The following is a 17708-nucleotide window of genomic DNA, read 5'->3' as shown; positions in this document are numbered from 1 at the left end:
GCACGACGGGACGGATGCGCGCAACTCCGGAGAATCGGTGCGGCACGCCGGTGTGGCGCGAGCAACTCCGGAGATCGTCGGTGCACAGCGCCCACATCTCCGGAATTGCGGACAGGGAGACCGACAGCGCTGTCGACACCGGGGGCGGACCAGCCGCCCGGTCAGGCGCCCCCCGGGTCAGGCGCGCGGCGCGGCGGTGGTGTTGCCGAGGTGGAAGACGCTCGTGAAGGTGGCCGGATGCGCGACCGAGCCCTCGAGCATGTCGACGATGGCGGCACCGGCGGCGCGTCCCTTGTCGACCGCCGGCTGCACGAGCGTGGTGAGGTCGTACGGCCAGAGCCCGTCGACCCTGGCGCCGTCGAACCCGACGACGCTGACGTCGTCCGGCACGACGAGACCGATCTCCTCGGCCGCCCGGATCACCCCGGCGGCGATCAGGTCGCTCTGCGCGATGACGGCTGTGGGCCGGGTCGACGGGTCGTCGAGCAGCGCGTGGCCGGCGAGGCGGCCCTCCTCGACGAACGAGCCGCGGGTGACGTAGCCCCGGGCATCCGGGAACACGTCGCGGGCGCCGGCGAGACGCTCGATGGTGGTGTTCGAGCTGCCGGATGCGATGAGCTCGTCGGTCAGCGGACCGCGCGTCCGGTTGCGGTCGAGCGGCAGGGCGACGAGTGCCACGTCGCGGTGCCCGAGGTCGTAGAGGTGCTGTGCGGCGACTCGGGTGGCCTCGCGGTTGTCCTGTCCGATGGTGAGCACCTCACCGGCCGGGTTGCCTTCGATGGCGACCAGCGGGATGCCGCGCTGCCGCAGCATGGCGACCGACTCGTCGAGGCGGGGGCTGCAGCCGATGAGCACCACGGCATCCATCGGGGCGTCTTCGATGCGCTGGGCGGTCTCGCCCGCGTCGGTGAGGATGAGGAGCCCGGCGTCGATCGCCGCGATCGAGTCGGAGATGCCGTCGAGCAGCGCGATCTTGATGGGATCGCGGAACGCGTCGCCCACGCGCTCCTCCATCACCACGCCGACGATGCCCGAGCGACCGCGCCTCAGCGAGCGGGCGCGCGGGTCGGGTCCGGCGTAGTTGAGCTCTTTGGCCGCGGCGAGCACGCGGTCGCGGGTGGCGTCGGAGACCGGACCGGTGCCGCTGAAAGCCAGCGACGCCGTCGAGTTGGAGACGCCGGCCAGTCGGGCGACCGCCGCGAGAGTGGGCCGGGCGACGGATGCCGTGCTTGTGTCGTTCACGTGTGGTAGCTTAGTCGAATCGTTTCGATCGAAACGATTCGACCCCGAATTTCCGAGCACGACCGAGCAGCAGGACCGACGATGTCACAGACGACCCCGCCCCCCACGCGCAGCCGCCGAGAACTGACGGCCTGGCGCAATGCCGTATTCGTGATCTTCATTCTGAGCGGCATGACGATCGCCACCTGGGTGGCCCGCATCCCCGGCGTGCGCGACGGTCTCGGCTTCGGCAAGGACCCCTCGGCGATCGGCCTGCTCATCCTCGGCATGTCGATCGGCGCGATCGTCGGACTCTCGATCTCCTCACTCGTGCTGGTGCGCTTCGGACCGCACAAAGGCATGGTCGCCGCCCTCCTGATCGTCTCGGTCGGACTGGTGCTGCTGGGTGTCGGCACGTCCGTCGCGCATTCGGTGCCCGTCGTCGCCATCGGGCTCGTGATGGTCGGTTTCGGCAACGGGATGTGCGACGTGATGATGAACGTCGAGGGAACCGCGGTCGAGCGCGAGATCGGCAAGACGCTGATGCCCCTCATGCACGCGTGCTTCAGCCTCGGAACCGTGATCGGCGCGGGAATCGGCGCTGCGTGCGCCGCCCTGAACATCGACGTCTCCTGGAACCTCATCGCGATCGCGATCCTCATCGCCGTGGTCGCGATCATCGCTGTGCGGTACATCCCTCGCGAAGCCGACCTGGGCGACGAGGTCGAAGCGAAGCCGAAGGTGCCGTTCGGCGAGCGGATGCGGGACAGCCTGGCCGTGTGGGCCGACTGGCGCCTCATCGCGATCGGCGTCGTGATGCTGGGCATGGCGTTCGGCGAAGGCTCCGCCAACGACTGGATCTCCCTGGCCGTCGTCGACGGTCACGGCCAGTCCAACTCGACCGGCGCCATCGTGTTCGGCTTCTTCGTGGCCGCGATGACGATCGGCCGCGTGCTCGGCGGACCGCTGGTCGACCGCATCGGACGCGTCAGCGCGATCCGGATCACCGCCGGGCTCGGCGCCGCCGGCCTCCTCCTCTTCATCCTCGGCGGCCCGCTGTGGCTGGTCGTGATCGGGACCGTGCTGTGGGGCTTCGGAGTCTCGCTCGGCTTCCCGCTCGGGATGTCCGCAGCAGCCGACGGGACCGCCAACCCGGCCGCCCGGGTCAGCGCCGTCGCCATCATCGGGTACTGCGCGTTCCTGGTCGGACCGCCGGTCATCGGGTTCCTGGGCAAGGAGTTCGGCCTGCTCAACGCGCTGTACCTCATCCTGGTCCTGCTGGTCGCCTCGTTCCTGGCCGCGCCCTCCGTGCGCGAGTCGAGGCGCGCCCGCGCCGCGACGCCCGAGCACTCCCCCGAGCCCGCGGCCTGAGGCCGGCGGCCGCTGCGGCGCCGTCGTTTGCCACTTGATGCTGCCAACACTCCCGGGATAGCAGCACCTACTGGCAAACGAGGCGCCGCGGGCATGCGTTCGCCGGCGCAGCGGCGGCTCAAGCCACCGACCGGGCGTAGCGCGCACCGAGCACGCGCAGGTGCTCCACGAGCTCGGCCGGCTCCTCGACCCGGAAGTCGATGCCGAGCATCCCGATGTAGACCGCGATCACCTCGACGCTGTCTCCGCCGGTGACGAGCACGCAGGTGTCGTCGTCGACCGGCTCGACGACGCCGACGGTCGCGTTGATGCGCGACAGCACCTCCGCGGCCGGTGCGAGCACGGTGATCCTGGTGTGCACGGTCCAGCCGGCGAAGGCGACCGTGCGGAGGACGAAGCTCGAGTAGTCCTCACCGGCGAGCGGCCGAGGTGCGAACGGCCGGCGGGTGGGCATCCGGAGGCTCATCCAGTCGACCCGATGCGCGTTCCAGTCGCCGGTCTCGGCGTGCCGGGCAACGAGGTACCAGCGGCGCTGCCAGTTCACGAGGCGGTAGGGCTCCACGACGCGCGGTTCGCCCCGCTCATCGAACCGCAGCCAGTGACGGTCGTGGATGGCCGTGGCGATGGCGGCGAGCAGGTCGGCGCCGACCTCGGGGTCGGCCACATTGCTGCCGGTGTTCTCGGGTGCTTTCGAGACCGTCTCGTGCATCGCCGTGACCTTGGCCCGCAGATGGTTCGGCAACACCTGTTCGAGCTTCGCCAGGGCGCGGGCGCTGCTCTCCTCGATGCCGCTGACGCCCGTCGCCGCCCGCAGGCCGATGGTCACGGCCACCGCCTCCTCGTCGTCGAGAAGGAGCGGGGGCAGTTTCGCGCCGGCGCCCAGCCGGTAGCGGCCCGCCGGGCCGCGTACCGCATCCACCGGGTAGTCGAGGGAGCGGAGCCGCTCGATGTCGGTCCGCACGGTGCGGGTGCTGACCCCGAGTCGCTCGGCGAGCTCGGTCGCCGTCCAGGCCGGTCGCACCTGCAGCCGCCCCAGGATGCGGAGGAGTCGCGCGGCCGTATCGCTCATGCCGAAAAGCCTCGCACAACCTTCTTCGTATAGGAACCGAACCTTCCTATTAGCTTTCTACAGTGAAGCCATGACAACGCAGACGAGCTCCAGCACCATCGCCCCTTTCCGTGTCGCCGTCTCCGACGACGACCTCGCCGACCTCCGCCAGCGCCTCGCCCGCACCCGGCTGCCCCGCCCGGTTCCGAACGAAGACGACTGGCAGTACGGAGTCCCCAACTCCTACCTGCACGAGGTCGCCGAGACGTGGGCGAACGACTTCGACTGGCGCGCCCAGGAGGAGCGGATCAACGCCTTCCCGCAGTACCTCACCGAGATCGACGGGCAGACCGTCCACTTTCTGCACGTCCCCTCGGCCGAAGCGAACGCGACACCGCTGCTGCTGGTTCACACCTACCCGGGAAGCTTCGTCGACTTCCTCGACCTGATCGGCCCGCTCGTCGACCCGGTCGCCCATGGTGGCCGGGCGGAGGACGCGTTCACCGTGGTCGTGCCCTCCCTGCCCGGCTTCGGCTTCAGCACCCCGGTCAGCGACCGCGGCTGGACGATGGCCCGCGTCGCCCGCACCTTCGACATCCTCATGCGCACCCTCGGCTACGACAGCTACGGCGTGCACGGCAGCGATGGAGGGGCGATGGTCGGGCGCGAGCTCGGGCTGCTCGCCCCGGAGGGCTTCCTCGGCTCGCACGTGCTGCAGCTGTTCTCGTTCCCGTCGGGCGACCCCGCCGAGTTCGAGAAGCTGGAGCCCAAGGACTACGTCGCGCTCGAGCACATGAAGTGGTTCCAGTCGGTGGGCGGCTACAACGCCATCAACGCCAGCCGGCCGCAGACGGTCGCGGTCGGCGTCTCCGACTCCCCGGTCGGCCAGCTGGCCTGGAACGAGCTGTTCCAGTCGTTCGGCAACGGCACGAGCCTCGTGACCACCGAGCAGATCCTCACCGAGGCCTCGCTCGAATGGTTCACGAACACGTCGGCGGCGATGGGCCGCTACCACTACGAGGAGGCGCACGCGGGCGCCGAGCCCGCAGTCAACCACTCGCCGGTCGGCGTCGCGGTGTTCTCCGACGACTTCAAGTCGGTGCGCGCCTTCGCCGAGCGGGACAACGACAACATCGTGCACTGGTCGGAGTTCGAGACCGGCGGGCACTACGCCGCCCTGGAGCGCCCTGAGGTGCTGGCGGCGGACATCCGGGCGTTCTTCGCGACCGTGACCCGCCGCTGACACCGGCCGCTGCAACGGTCGCACGACCAGCCAGCGGCACCCGGATCAGACGAAGTGCACGCAGACCGGCGTGGGGACCGGCGTGAGCGACAGGAAGTCGAGCACGCGGGTCCCCTCGTCGAAGGCGAACACCGTCACGTCGCCGCTGTCCTGATTCGCGACCAGGATGCGCGTGCCGTCCGGCGACACCACCAGGTCGCGCGGCGCCCGGCCCCGGGCGTCGACCGTGCCGGCCGGCCGGAGCGCCGACGCCTCGCCGTCGAACGCGAACACGGCGACCGTGTCGTCGCCCCGGTTCGTGACGAACACGGATGCTCCTCCCGCCGACACACGCACCCCCGCCGCAGCGCTCTCGCCCCGGGCATCCGGGGACCTGGTCGCTGCCGTCGCGACGATCTCGAACCGGTCAGCGGAGCGGCGGAGCACGTCGAGCGTGTTCGCGAGCTCGTTCACGAGGAAGGCGTGGCGGCCGTCCGGGTGAAAGGCCAGGTGACGCGGGCCGACTGCGCCCGCCACGACCGTCGCGTCGGGTCGGAGCGCGATGCTCCCGTCGTCGCCGAAGGCGTAGAAGCGGAGCTCGCCGAGACCGAGGTCGACCACCGCGAGGTCGCCCGTGACGGGATCGAAGCTCAGCTGGTGGACGTGCGGCGCCTCCTGCCGGGTCGGGTCGGGTCCGTGGCCGACGTGCTGCAGGAACGCGGTCCGTTCGCCGAGCGAGCCGTCGGCAGCGAGCGCGAACACCGAGATCGACCCGCCGCCGTACGTGCCGGCGACGAGGAAGCGTCCGCTCGGGTCGAGGGTGAGGTTGGCCGGCTCTGCTCCGCCCGACGACGCGGTTCCGAGCGGGGTGAGGGATCCGCGGGCATCCCGTGCGAACGCGGTGACGCCGCCATCCGGAGCGGTCTCGATCACGGAGTACACCCGCGACCCGTCGGCGCTCGCGGTCAGCCACGACGGATTGGTCACCCGTGCGGCGACCTCGACCCCGATGAGCCGCTCGCCGTCGAAGCGGGCGCTCAGGATGCCTTCGGCGCGACCGTCGACGTGCGGGAGGGACTCGGTGTACGTGCCGATGAGGAGCTCGCTGGTCATGTGCCCATCCTCTCAGCGCCGCATGCCCGGGAGCACTCTGTCGCAGCGAGAGCCTAGGATGATCCGGTGCGCCTCGTCATTGCCCATTGCTCCGTCGACTACGCCGGCCGCCTGAGCGCTCACCTCCCGCTCGCCAACCGGCTCCTCATGCTCAAGTCCGACGGCAGCCTGCTGGTCCACTCCGACGGCGGCTCCTACAAGCCCCTCAACTGGATGAGCCCGCCCTGCACGCTCTCCGTGGTCGAGCCCGACGAGACGCAGGCCGAGGCCGGCGTGACCCAGATCTGGAAAGTCACCCAGGCGAAGACCGCCGACATGCTCGTGGTGTCGATCCACGAGATCCTGCACGACTCCGCCCACGAGCTCGGCATCGACCCCGGCCTCCAGAAGGACGGCGTCGAAGCGCACCTGCAGAAGCTGCTGGCCGAGCAGATCCACCTCCTCGGCGAAGGTCACGTGCTGGTGCGCCGCGAGTACATGACGGCGATCGGCCCGGTCGACATCCTGGCCCGGGATGCCCGCGGAGCGTCCATCGCCGTCGAACTGAAACGCCGTGGGGACATCGACGGTGTCGAACAGCTCACCCGGTACCTCGAGCTCATGAACCGCGACCCGCACCTCGCTCCGGTGACCGGCATCTTCGCCGCCCAGGAGATCAAACCGCAGGCGAGGACGCTCGCCGAGGATCGCGGCATCCGGTGCCTCGTGCTCGACTACGACGCGATGCGCGGTCTCGACGACAGCGAAAGCCGGCTGTTCTGATGGCCGTTTCGCCCCGCTTCCCGTCCGGCTACGAGAACGTGCCCGTGCGCAAGGCTCTGACGGCCATCACGGCCGAGCCGAGCCTCGAGAATCTGGATGCCCTGCTCGCCGCCGCCGTGAAGGGCGGCCTGGTCGTCGACGTCACCGGTTCCACGCCGCAGCACACCCGGCTGCGCACGATCTCGTCGACCACCGGCGAGTCCGTCTTGCCGCTGTTCACGTCGATGAACGCCCTGCGAGCGGCGGTGGCGAGCACCGCGGAGGGAGAAGGCACGCAGGTGCAGGCCGTCATCGTCCCGGCGCTCGAAGCGCTCGGGTTCATCGCCTCCGCCGACTTCGTCGCCGTGCAGTTCAACCCCGGGGCCTCGGACACCATGGTGGTGGCCCGCTCCCACATTGAGTCCGCACTGAGCGGACGTTGAGCGCACATTGAGCGTTCTCCGAGTCGTCTCACCTACCATTGGACGGTTATGACAATCCCGACCCCCACCGTCACCCGAACCTGGACCTGCGTCCTGTTCGATCTCGACGGAACCCTCACAGACTCCGCATCCGGCATCACCTCCTCGCTGGCCTCGACCTTCGAGACCCTCGGTCTGCCCGTGCCCTCCCCCGCCCAGCTCGTCGAATACGTCGGCCCGCCGCTGCTCGACTCGCTCCAGGCCTTCGCCGGCCTCGATGAGGAGGAAGCCCGCAAGGCCCTCACCGTCTACCGCGCCGACTACCACGAGAAGGGCGCCTTCGACAGCGCCGTCTTCCCGGGCATCCGGGGCCTGCTGTCGCGCCTGCACGAAGCCGGCATCCCCCTCGCGGTCGCCACCAGCAAGCCCGAGCTGCAGGCAACCCGGATCCTCGAGCACTTCGACCTGGCCAAGTACTTCGACGTCATCGCCGGCGCGACGGAGGACGAGTCGCGCAGCGCCAAGTCCGATGTGGTGGCAGACGCACTGCGCCGCCTCACCGAGCAGGGCGTCGATCTCGCGCACACCGTGATGGTCGGGGACCGTGCCTTCGACGTGGAAGGCGCGACCGAGAACGGCCTGCCGACCATCCTCGTCGAGTGGGGCTACGGCTCGCCCGCCGAGGCAGCCGGCGCGATCGCCATCGTGCACTCGACGGATCAGCTCAGCTCGCTCCTGCTGGGCTGAGCTGTCGAGAACTCTCGAGCTCCCAGTGGATGGGGGCCGAAATCGACCGTGCCTTCGGAGTACGCTGGATGTTTGCATTACCGCACAACACGCACCCATACAGCACTAGGAATCACTATGCATTCACGCAAGAAACTGTTCGTTCCGGCCGTCATCGCGGCCGCCCTCACCATCGGTTCGCTCGCCGCGTGCTCCAGCGGCACCAGCGGCGGGGACTCCTCCCCGTCCGCCAGCGAGACGGTCACTGCGGCGACGCTCCCCGCGAGCTTCCCGAAGAGCGACGTCCCGATCATCGACGGCACGATCCTCGTCGCCCGCGGCGACAAGGACAACGGCTGGAGCGTCACCGTGCAGCCCCAGAACAAGACCGGCTTCGCCGACGCGAAAGCCGCCCTTGAGAAGGCCGGCTACAAGCCCGCTGCCGGCGCCACGGACACGAAGGCCGTCTTCACGAACGACAAGTACACCGTCGCCGTGGGGACGCCGGGCGTCTCGGTCACCTACCTGGTCACGGCCAACTAGTCGCAGCCGGGCAGTCATCCGCACGGACGCCGCGCCCCCACCTCCGGGTGGGCGCGCGGCGTTCGCGTTTTGCGGCTCCTTCCGGACGCTCCCGCTCAGCCGCCGATCGGGCGACCGGGCCGCAGCGGATCGTCACCACCCGTGAAACGGTCGCCGTCGTTGTGCTCGGCCTCGCGGCGTTCCACCTCGGCCAGGAGCGCTTTGGCGAGCATCTCCGACCAGGTGGCGTCCTCCTCCACGAGCGACGTCGAGCGAAAGGCCGCGCGCGCCCGGTCGCGCAGTGGCTCGCCGAGGTAGAACGTGATCGTCGCGCGGCGTCGCGGCCGTGGCCGTGCCCGAGGTTCCGCAGCGGATCGAGCTTTCCCCTGATCGTGCTGAGTTTCGCGGTCGATGATCTCCCCCGTCATCATGGAATGTCGCATTGTCTGTTCCAGATTTTAGCGGGATCCGGCGTCGGTGAACACCCCCACCGTGAACCGGCGCGCAAGCTGCTCCAGCGTCAGCGCGCGAGGCGCTCCACGATCGAACCGAACAGCGCCGGCTGCGCCACGGCTGTCGGAACGATCCGCGAGCGCAACGGCGAACGGGCCGCCGTCACGAGACCCGAGGTGAGCATCCGGAAGTCCCGCGTCTGCACCCGCCACGCCCGCTCATACCGTGAGGTGTCGCCCGAGATGACGGCCTCGACCGCCGAGCGCGCCTGCGCGAACCCCACGCGCATCCCCTCGCCGGTGAGCGCGTCGACGTAGCCCGAGGCGTCGCCCACCAGCAGCACCCGGCCCTTCGTCCGCGCACGCGTCCGTTGCAGCAGCGGGCCTGCGCCACGGGTCGAACTCGCGATCGGGGCGGAGGCGACGCGGTCCGCGAGCTCCCGGATGCCCGCGAGCGCCTCCTCCAGGTCGATCCGCCGCGGGCCGAGGATCGCCACCCCCACCGTCCAGGCGTCCACAGGCGTGACGTAGGCCTCGACCTCGCCCGACCAGTGCACTTCGACGAGATCCGTCCAGGGCGCGACCGCGTAGTGGCGCCGGATGCCGTAGCGGCGACGCGCCTCGGGTTGCGGTCGGTGCTCCAGGCCGAGCATCCGGCGGATCGGCGAGTGCAGCCCGTCCGCAGCCACCAGCCAGGGAGCGCGCAGCGGGGCCTTGCCGTCGGCGAGCTGGAGCTCCACCCCGTCCCCTGCCTGCTCGACTCCCACGACCCGCGCGTGCTCGAACCGCACCCCGACCTCGGCCGCCCGCTCGGCGAGCACTGTCTGCAACAGCGTGCGCCGAACCCCCCGACCGAGGCCGCCCACGAACCGGTGCTCGACCCGCCGCTCGGGGTCGATGTAGGCGATCCCGGTGAGATCGTGGCCTTCCGGGTCCACCCCGAGGCGGCCGAGGGCCCGAAGCGCACCGGGCATCAGGCCCTCGCCGCAGGCCTTGTCGATCGGCGCTTCGCGCGCCTCGACGACCAGCACGTCCAGTCCCGCGTCACGCGCCTCGATCGCCGTCACCAGTCCGACGGGTCCCGCCCCGACCACGATCAGGCCGGCGTCCTGCGCGTTCATGGGGCCGACGATACGACCGTCGCCAGCGCACGGTTCTCGGTCGGGATGCGAACCGCGAACAGCAGAATGGCGTTCAACACGGTGAACACGAGCGCCGTGATCCAGGCCGTGTCCACCAGCGGCAGCGCGAACCCCTCGACGATGACCGCGACGTAGTTGGGGTGCTTCAGCCAGCGGTAGGGTCCCCGATGCACCAGGGGAAGGCCCTGCACCACGATCACGCGGGTGTTCCAGCGGGGGCCCAGCACCGCGATGCACCACCAGCGAAGACCCTGGCTCGCCAGCACCAGCGCGAACATCGGCCAGCCCAGCCATGGGATGAACGGACGCCCACCGAACCAGACCTCCGCCAGGCAGGCCAGCAGCAGACCGGTGTGGAGGGCGACCATCGGGGGGAAGTGCCCGCGCCCGAACTCGACGCCGCCGCGCGCGAACGACCAGCGGGCGTTGCGGTTCGAGACGACCAGTTCGGCGATGCGCTCGACGCCCGTCGCGAGCACGAGCACTGTGTACCAGATCACGCGGCGACGCCGATCGGCTCGGCGGGCCCGCTCACCTCGGTGCCGTCCGCCCAGCGCAGGAGCACGAGCTCGGCGGTGACGCCGGGGCCGAGTGCGAACAGCAGGCCGTTGGTGCCGGCGACCGGATGCGCATCCATCAGCTCGGCGAGCACGTGCAGCACCGCCGCCGACGAGAGATTCCCCACGCGTGCGAGCGAACGCCAGCTGGCGTCGAGGGCTCCGTCGGGCAGTTCGAGCGCCCGCGCGAACGCCTCGAGGACCTTCGGGCCACCCGGATGCGCGGCCCAGGCGCCGACGTCGGCGATCGTCAGATCGTGCGCGGCCAGCAGCCCGGCGGCGTCTCCCGCGAAGTTGTTGTCGATCACCTCGGGGACGCCCGCGCTGAGCACGATGCGGAACCCGGTCCCGCCGATGTCCCAGCCGATGACGTCGGCGGTGTCCGGGTAGATGCGACTGCGGGTGTCGATCACCTCGGGCCCGGGGAGCCCGAGCTGCTGCGCGCGCTGGTCTCCGACCATGATGACGGCGGCCGCGCCGTCGCCGAACAGGCCGCTCGCCACGATGTTCGCCATCGAGTCGTCGCTCGCCTGCACGGTCAGGGAGCAGAGCTCCACCGACAGCAGGACGGCGACCTCGTTGGGGTGGCCGACGAGGTAGTCGTGGACGCGGGCGATCCCGGCGGCGCCCGCGACGCATCCGAGACCGAAGCTCGGAAGCCGCTTCACGTCGGGCCGCAGGCCGAGCCGCGAGACCAGTTGCGCGTCGATCGAGGGCGCGGCGATTCCGGTCACGGAGGTGAAGAGCAGGAAGTCGACGTCGGCGGGCTCGAGCCCTGCCGCCTCGAGCGCCCCGGTGAGCGCCCGCTCGGCGAGGGTGGTCCCCTCGGCGATGAAGTAGTCGTTCGACTCCTGGAACGAGGCCATCGAACTGTACCGTTCGAGCGGCATCACGAGGTTGCGCGTCTCGACGCCGCTGGACGCGTGGATGCGCCGCATGACGGCCTGCCGCCCCGGGTCCGTGGTGATCATCGCCAGTAACGCGGTGGTGATCTCGGCTTGGCTGTAGCTCCGCGCCGGAACCACCGGCGCCACTGCCACGATTCGCGTCATATGCGGAACGTACCACCGCGCGACGCGGCGTGGGGCGACGCGGAGCGAACCCGCAGGGCGGCGACTCGGATGGCGGGCAGGGCGGCGGCCCGGGCGCGGGCCGGGCGCGGGCCGCGCGCGCACTGCTCAGCGGGCGGTGCGCACCGTCCAGCGGCCGTCGGTGCGAGTGAGACTGAGCGGGTAATCGAGCGTCTCGCTGATGAGCGCACTCGTCAGCACGTCGTCGGCGGCGCCCTGTGCGACGATGCGTCCGTCGCGCAACAGGATGGCGTGCGTCGTGCTCGCGGGCAGCTCCTCCAGGTGATGCGTCACCAGCACGCTGGCCAGGTCCGGATGCTGGGCGCGCAGACCGTCGATGCGGTCGAGCAGGTGCTCCCGCGCCGCGATGTCCAGTCCGGTGCCCGGCTCGTCGAGCAGCAGCAGGTGCGGGTCGGGCTGCAGCGCGCGGGCGATCAGGGTGCGTCCGCGCTCACCCTGGGACAGGTTGGGCCAGGTGGAGTCGCCAGGTCGCGCATCCCGAGCAGGTCGATGAGCTCCTCGGCACGACGGACCTGGGCCGGGGTCGGTTCCCAGCGCATCATGAGCTCGGTGGTTCCGGTGACCCCGGTGAGCACGACCTCCCGCACGGTGAGCGGCGAGCGCACCTCGTGGCGTGGGTTCACGTGGCCGATGAGGCCGCGCAGCTCCCGCAGGTCGACCCGCCCGAGACGCTTGCCGAGCACGTCGACGGTGCCGCGAGTCGGATGCACGACCGCTCCGAGCAGGCTGAGGATGGTGCTCTTGCCGGCGCCGTTCGACCCGATGAGCGCCCAATGCTCGCCGGCCCGGACCTCGAAGTCGATCTCGTCGAGGATCGTGCGTCCGCCGCGCACGAAGCCGACCCCCTCGGCCTTCAGAATCGCGCGTTCGGTCACTCCCCCATCCTGCCCGAACCGGCCGTGCATCCGGCGCCCGCGCCTGCGCCTGCGTCTGCGTCTGCGCCTGCGCCTGCGCCTGCGCCTGCGTCGTCCAGCAATCGAGTCCTGAGTAGATGGGTCGAAACGGCTCGGCCCGACCCATCAAGTCCGGACTCGATGGCGGCGGCCGCTCGCCGGCACCGGCAGGGACTTCCATCTACCTGAATTCAGGAGCCGTCCGGAGCGGCGGCAGGCGGCACCGGGGCGCAGCGGAGCGCCGGCGGGGCGCGGCGAGGCGCAGCGGAGCGGCGGCAGGCGGGGCGCAGCGGGCTACGCCTGCGCGGCGCGCACGACGGCGACCAGCGGCGCGTAGAGCGCTTCGCCGGGCGCGACGCCGGTGACCTCGGTCACGATGTCCTCGGCCGCGGCCTCGCGCAGCAGCTTCTGCAGCTCGACGCTCTGCTGGTCCTCCGGCACGTCGAAACGCAGGGCCGCCCCGACAGCTGCGAGGAGGGCATCCGGGGTCCGTCCCGTCGTCGACGCGAAATCGGACGCCGGCCCGATGAAGCGCTCGTTGCGGCCCAGCTTGCGTAGCGGCTCCCGTCCCACGCGCGTGACCTCGTCGACCAGGGAGGGGTTGGCGAACCGGCCCAGGATCGTGGCGCGGTACGTCGCCAGCTCCTCCGGGTCCAGCCCGTGCTTGGCGACCAGGGCGGCCGACGTCTCCGCGAGAGCGGCCTCGGCCGCGGCGCGCACATACGGCATGCCCACCGCCTCGCTGATCGTCGTGGCGCCCGCGAGGAATCCGGTGTACGCGACCGTGGCATGGCCGGTGTTCACCGTGAAGAGCTTGCGCTCGATGTACGGCGCGAGGTCGTCCACGAAGTGGGCGCCCGGGATGCTCGGCTCCGCCCCGGCGAACGGCGTACGGTCGACGACCCACTCGTGGAACGTCTCGACCGTCACGTCGATGCCCGCATCGACCGCCTGGGCGGGCACGATGCGGTCGACGGCGGTGTTGGCGAACACGGCGCGGGCGGCGACCTCGTCGCGCTCGTCGTCGGAAAGTGCGGCGAGCACTTCGGCGGCCAGCAGATCGGTGGCGCCGATCGCGTTCTCGCACGCCATCACGGCGAGGCGCGGCGCTTCGGGAGCACGGGCGCGAAGCCCCGCAGCGATCACAGGGGCGACGAACCTCAGGATGCGGGGGCCGACCGCGGTGGTCACGACATCGGCCGTCGCGACCTCGGCGATCAGGGCATCCTCTTCGGCGGCGCTGTCGAGAGCGCGGAAGCCGGCGACCACGTGCGTCTGCGCGCCCTCGCCGACCTCGTGCACCTCATAGGAGTCCGCAGCCTTGAGCGCGTCGATCAGCTCGGCGTTGACATCGGCGAAGACGAGCTCGTACCCGGCTTCGTCGAGCAGGAGCCCGACGAAGCCGCGGCCGATGTTCCCGGCGCCGAACTGGACGGCTTTCACTCGTTCACGTCCCCGAGCAGTACGAACAGCGCGTCCGCATCCGGTGCGTCGATGAGCTGCTGAACGTCGTCCTCCTCCGAGAAGAGGATGGCGATCTTCGACAGGATCTCGAGGTGCTCGTTGTTCAGCCCGGCGATGCCGACGACGAACCGCACCTCCTCGCCGCCCCAGTCGAGCGGCGAGGTGTACCGGATGAACGACAGGGCCGAGCGCTTGATCTCGTCCTTGGCCTCATTGGTTCCGTGCGGGATGGCGAGGCCGTTCCCCATGAACGTGGACACCGTGCGCTCGCGGTCGAACATCGAGTCCACATAGCCGGGCTCGACGGCGCCGGCCTTCACCAGCAGCTCGCCGGCCTCACGGATGGCGGCTTCACGGGTGGTCGCCGTTCCGGCGGCGACCACGTTCACGGGGTCGAGGATCTCGGTCATTGTCTGGCGTCCTCCGGTGCGGTTCGGGCCTGCTGCGATTTGACGAGGTCGACGACGTCATCGTAAGCCGGGCTGTTCATGAAGTTGTCGACCGAGACATGCTGCGAGGCGGGCGACTGGCCTTTGGCGCGTTCCGTGAGCTCGCGCTGCGTGATCACGAGGTCGGCGGTTCCGTCGAGGTTCGCGATGGCCTGGTTGGTCACGGTCACCCCTTCCACGCCGGCTTTCTTGATCTTGTTGCGGAGCACGGATGCTCCCATCGCGCTCGAACCCATGCCGGCGTCGCACGCGAACACGATGTTACGCACCAGTCGTTCGGTGGCGTCGCCCTGGGCGTCGCCGGTCTCGTGCTCACCCTCCTGCACGAGGCCCCCGAGGACGGACGACGACTTACCCTTGTTCGACTCGGTCTGGGCGACGGCGGCGCTGAGATCGCCGGCGTTGCCCGCGGCCAGGTCGCGGCGGCGGCTGGCGCGCAGGATGATCGACGCCACGACGAACGAAACCGTCGCGGCTCCGATCACCGACAGTGTGACACCGACGATGCTGCTGGCCGGAGACTGGATCAGCACGGCGATGATCGACCCGGGCGAGGCCGGGGCGCGCAGGCCCGAGTTGAACGTCACGTTGATCGCGATGCCGGTCATTCCGCCCAGGATCGCCGCGATGACGATCATCGGCTTCATGAGCACGTACGGGAAGTAGATCTCGTGGATGCCGCCGACGAACTGGATCAGGGCCGCACCGGGGGCGCTCGCCTTGGCGATGCCGAGGCCGAAGATCGAGTAGGCGATCAGGATGCCGAAGCCGGGGCCGGGGTTGGCCTCCAGCAGGAACAGGATCGACTTGCCGCTCTGCTGGGCCTGCTCGATGCCGAGGGGCGTGAGCACGCCATGGTTGATGGCGTTGTTGAGGAACAGCACCTTGCCCGGCTCGATCAGGATGCTCGCGAACGGCAGCAGGTGCGCCGCGACCAGCCAGTTGACCGCGTTGCTCAGGATCGAGCTCAGCCACTCGACGATCGGGGCGATGCCGAAGAACGCGCCGATCGACAAGAGCATGCCGACGATGCCGGCCGAGAAGTTGTTGACCAGCATCTCGAAGCCGGCTTTGATCTTCCCCTCCCACAGCCGATCGATCTGCTTCATGACCCAGGCGCCGAGGGGGCCCATGATCATCGCGCCGATGAACATCGGGATGGTGCTGCCGACGATCACACCCATGGTCGCGATCGAGCCGACCACGCCGCCACGGACTCCGTAGACCATCCGGCCGCCCGTGTTCGCGATGAGCAGCGGCAGCAGATAGGTGATCATCGGGCCGACGAGACCCACGTACTGCTGGAAGGTGTGACCGCTGGGGTCTTGAGCGAGGACGGTCGCGGCGCCGGTCCAGCCGAGCTTGGCCTGATCGCCGAAGCCGCCGAGGATGCCGCTGATCGCCCAGTTGGTGTTCTGGAGCCAGCCGGTGGCGATGAACAGTGCCGTGATGAATCCCCAGGCGATGAACGCGGGGATGTTCGGCATGACCATGTTGGAGAGGAACGTCCCGAACCGCTGCACGTGAACGCGCGCGCCTCCGGGCTTGCTCGTCCTGGTCTCTGACGCCGTTGTCATTGTGATGCCTCATTTCTGTCGGGGTGTGGGGGTTCTTCCGCGATGGCGGCTCGCACCGCATCCCGGGCTTCGGCCGCGCCATCGGCAGCCAGGGCGATCTCGGCCAGGCGCTTCGCCTGTTCGAGGGTGAAGCGCCTGAGAGACAGGCGGACGTCGGCGATGGCCGCCGGCGACATCGAGAGGGTGGTCGCACCGAGGCCGACCAGCACGACCGCGAGCAATGGGTCGGCGGCGGCTTCGCCGCAGATCCCGACCGGTTTGCCCGCGACCCGTCCGGCCTCCCCGGTCTCGCCGATCAGGCGGAGGACGGCGGGATGCCACGGGTCCTGGAAACCGGCCACCGAGCCGAGCAGCCGGTCGGCGGCGAGGGTGTACTGGGTGAGGTCGTTGGTGCCGATCGAGGCGAACGCGGCCTCGCGGAGGATGCGGTCGGCGATGAGCGCCGCCGACGGGATCTCGACCATCACGCCGGCCGTCTTCAGGCCGTACTCGGTGGCGAGACCGACGAAGTAGCGGGTCTCCTCGACGTTCGCGACCATCGGAGCCATCACCCAGAGCTCGGCCTCCGAGACGGCGTCGGCTTCGGCGAGCGCCGTGAGCTGCTCGCGGAGGATGTCCTCGTTGGCGCGCAGCGCCCGCAGCCCGCGCAGGCCGAGGGCCGGATTGTCCTCATGCGCGTCGTTGAGGAACTCGAGAGGTTTGTCGGCGCCGGCGTCGAGCACCCGCACGACGACCTTCTTGCCGGGGAAGTCGGCGAGGAGCTTGATGTACTGCTCCCGCTGCTGCTCGACCGTCGGGGCCATGCGCTGTTCGAGGAACAGGAACTCGGTGCGGAACAGGCCGACGCCTTCGGCCCCGGCGTCGAGCGCCTTCTGCGAGCCGTCGGGCGAGCCGAGGTTGGCCAGCAGGGGAATCGGCGTGCCGTCGGCGAGGGCTCCGGGCTCGACCCCGCCGGTGAGGGCGGCGCGGCGTTCCTCGATGCGGCGCAGGGCGTCGGCTCGCTGCGCGTCGTCCGGATCGACGACCACGGAGCCGGCGCCCGCGTCGACGATCATCTCGGTGCCGTCGGCGAGCGCGTCGGCGCCCGCGACGCCGACGATCGCGACAATCGACTTCTCCCGGGCGAGGATGGCCGTGTGGGAGGTCGGGCCGCCTTCGCGGGTGACGAGGCCGAGCACCTTCGACAGGTCGAGCAACGCGGTGTCCGCAGGAGCGAGATCGTGGGCGACGAGCACGTACGGCTCGTCGGACTCGGGGACACCGGGCGCGGCGCGGCCGGAGAGCACCGCGATGACGCGCTGGGCCACGTCGTCGAGGTCGTTGGCGCGCTCCCCCATGTAGCCGCCGAGGTCGATGAGCATCTCGCGGAACACCCGGAACGCTTCGAAGACAGCGCGCTCGGCGGTCTTCCCGGTGGAGATGCGCTGGGAGATGTCGTCGGCGAGCGTGGAGTCCTCCGCCATCATCGCCTGCGCTTCGAGCACATCCGCCGCCGTGCCGGAGACCTTGCCGGCGCGGACCCGCAGGTCGGCGCCGACCGCGGCCACGGCGTCGGCGACGCGAGCGCGCTCCTCGTCGGCGGTGCGGTCGCTCGCCACATCGGCGGGCTCGGGAAGCGGGTCGGACATCCGGAGCACCGGGCCGAGGGCGATGCCCTGGCCGATGCCGGCTCCAGTGAGGACGCGTGTCGTGGTGTC

The 17708-nt window shown here is 70.3% G+C and carries 19 protein-coding genes; 6 read left to right on the top strand and 13 right to left on the bottom strand.

Annotated features, from left to right (window positions below; genetic code table 11):
• Nucleotides 1-177: 177 nt before the first annotated feature.
• Nucleotides 178-1242, bottom strand: a complete 1065-nt coding sequence (locus ACFVV5_RS16150; protein WP_387246123.1) for a LacI family DNA-binding transcriptional regulator — start codon at nt 1240-1242, stop codon at nt 178-180.
• An 81-nt stretch (nt 1243-1323) separates the two neighbouring features.
• Between ACFVV5_RS16150 and ACFVV5_RS16145 the strand changes: the two genes are divergently transcribed.
• Nucleotides 1324-2592 carry an MFS transporter gene (locus ACFVV5_RS16145; protein WP_387246121.1) on the top strand — a complete coding sequence of 423 codons (1269 nt, stop codon included), beginning with the start codon at nt 1324-1326 and terminating at the stop codon, nt 2590-2592.
• A 118-nt stretch (nt 2593-2710) separates the two neighbouring features.
• Here ACFVV5_RS16145 and ACFVV5_RS16140 read toward each other — a convergent pair whose 3' ends face one another.
• Nucleotides 2711-3661, bottom strand: coding sequence for a helix-turn-helix transcriptional regulator (locus ACFVV5_RS16140; protein WP_387246119.1), 951 nt, complete (start codon nt 3659-3661; stop codon nt 2711-2713).
• 70 nt (nt 3662-3731) lie between these two features.
• Here ACFVV5_RS16140 and ACFVV5_RS16135 point away from each other — a divergent pair, with 70 nt between their 5' ends.
• Entirely contained in the window at nt 3732-4883 is a 1152-nt protein-coding gene (locus ACFVV5_RS16135; protein WP_387246117.1) for an epoxide hydrolase family protein, read from the top strand.
• A gap of 45 nt (nt 4884-4928) precedes the next feature.
• On the opposite strand, the gene ACFVV5_RS16130 is transcribed toward ACFVV5_RS16135, so the two are convergent.
• Nucleotides 4929-5975, bottom strand: coding sequence for a lactonase family protein (locus tag ACFVV5_RS16130; protein WP_387246115.1), 1047 nt, complete (start codon nt 5973-5975; stop codon nt 4929-4931).
• A 66-nt stretch (nt 5976-6041) separates the two neighbouring features.
• On the opposite strand from ACFVV5_RS16130, the gene nucS reads away from it, so the two are divergent.
• The 4 genes from nucS to ACFVV5_RS16110 all read left to right on the top strand — a co-directional run bounded on the left by nucS (nt 6042) and on the right by ACFVV5_RS16110 (nt 8407).
• On the top strand, nt 6042-6737 hold the full coding sequence (gene nucS / locus ACFVV5_RS16125; RefSeq protein ID WP_387246113.1) for an endonuclease NucS: 696 nt from the start codon (nt 6042-6044) through the stop codon (nt 6735-6737).
• Complete coding sequence (locus ACFVV5_RS16120) at nt 6737-7159, top strand: SseB family protein (protein WP_387246111.1); 423 nt, start codon at nt 6737-6739, stop codon at nt 7157-7159. Before nucS ends, ACFVV5_RS16120 begins: the two co-directional genes overlap by 1 nt.
• Nucleotides 7160-7207: 48 nt before the next feature.
• Complete coding sequence (locus ACFVV5_RS16115) at nt 7208-7885, top strand: HAD hydrolase-like protein (protein WP_387246109.1); 678 nt, start codon at nt 7208-7210, stop codon at nt 7883-7885.
• Between the two features lie 117 nt (nt 7886-8002).
• Nucleotides 8003-8407 (top strand): hypothetical protein, encoded by a 405-nt coding sequence (locus ACFVV5_RS16110; RefSeq protein WP_387246107.1) that lies wholly within the window; start codon nt 8003-8005, stop codon nt 8405-8407.
• Nucleotides 8408-8502: 95 nt separating this feature from the next.
• Here the strand turns inward: ACFVV5_RS16110 and ACFVV5_RS16105 are convergent, their stop codons facing one another.
• The 10 genes from ACFVV5_RS16105 to ptsP form a co-directional block, all read right to left on the bottom strand.
• A complete protein-coding gene (locus ACFVV5_RS16105) occupies nt 8503-8829 on the bottom strand; it encodes a hypothetical protein (RefSeq protein ID WP_387246105.1) in 327 nt (108 codons plus the stop codon).
• Nucleotides 8830-8906: 77 nt separating this feature from the next.
• On the bottom strand, nt 8907-9959 hold the full coding sequence (locus ACFVV5_RS16100) for an NAD(P)/FAD-dependent oxidoreductase (protein ID WP_387246103.1): 1053 nt from the start codon (nt 9957-9959) through the stop codon (nt 8907-8909).
• A complete protein-coding gene (locus ACFVV5_RS16095; protein ID WP_387246101.1) occupies nt 9956-10480 on the bottom strand; it encodes an isoprenylcysteine carboxyl methyltransferase family protein in 525 nt (174 codons plus the stop codon). The genes ACFVV5_RS16100 and ACFVV5_RS16095 overlap by 4 nt, the downstream gene beginning before the upstream one ends.
• Complete coding sequence (locus tag ACFVV5_RS16090) at nt 10477-11589, bottom strand: type III polyketide synthase (RefSeq protein ID WP_387246099.1); 1113 nt, start codon at nt 11587-11589, stop codon at nt 10477-10479. The genes ACFVV5_RS16095 and ACFVV5_RS16090 overlap by 4 nt, the downstream gene beginning before the upstream one ends.
• A gap of 126 nt (nt 11590-11715) precedes the next feature.
• Nucleotides 11716-11901, bottom strand: coding sequence for a hypothetical protein (locus ACFVV5_RS16085; protein WP_387246097.1), 186 nt, complete (start codon nt 11899-11901; stop codon nt 11716-11718).
• A gap of 140 nt (nt 11902-12041) precedes the next feature.
• A complete protein-coding gene (locus tag ACFVV5_RS16080; RefSeq protein WP_387246096.1) occupies nt 12042-12503 on the bottom strand; it encodes an ATP-binding cassette domain-containing protein in 462 nt (153 codons plus the stop codon).
• 312 nt (nt 12504-12815) lie between these two features.
• Complete coding sequence (locus ACFVV5_RS16075; protein ID WP_387246094.1) at nt 12816-13964, bottom strand: mannitol-1-phosphate 5-dehydrogenase; 1149 nt, start codon at nt 13962-13964, stop codon at nt 12816-12818.
• Nucleotides 13961-14395: a PTS sugar transporter subunit IIA gene (locus tag ACFVV5_RS16070; RefSeq protein ID WP_387246093.1), complete on the bottom strand. Its 435-nt coding sequence runs from the start codon at nt 14393-14395 to the stop codon at nt 13961-13963. Before ACFVV5_RS16070 ends, ACFVV5_RS16075 begins: the two co-directional genes overlap by 4 nt.
• Entirely contained in the window at nt 14392-16011 is a 1620-nt protein-coding gene (locus tag ACFVV5_RS16065; RefSeq protein WP_387246091.1) for a PTS mannitol transporter subunit IICB, read from the bottom strand. The genes ACFVV5_RS16070 and ACFVV5_RS16065 overlap by 4 nt, the downstream gene beginning before the upstream one ends.
• Nucleotides 16008-17639, bottom strand: a complete 1632-nt coding sequence (gene ptsP, locus ACFVV5_RS16060; protein WP_387246256.1) for a phosphoenolpyruvate--protein phosphotransferase — start codon at nt 17637-17639, stop codon at nt 16008-16010. Before ptsP ends, ACFVV5_RS16065 begins: the two co-directional genes overlap by 4 nt.
• Nucleotides 17640-17708 lie beyond the last annotated feature (69 nt).

The organism is Leifsonia sp. NPDC058248 (assembly GCF_042881905.1).
Taxonomy (GTDB): domain Bacteria; phylum Actinomycetota; class Actinomycetes; order Actinomycetales; family Microbacteriaceae; genus Leifsonia.
The sequence above is the reverse complement of the archived record's forward strand: the minus strand, read 5'-3'. Positions and strand labels throughout refer to the sequence as shown.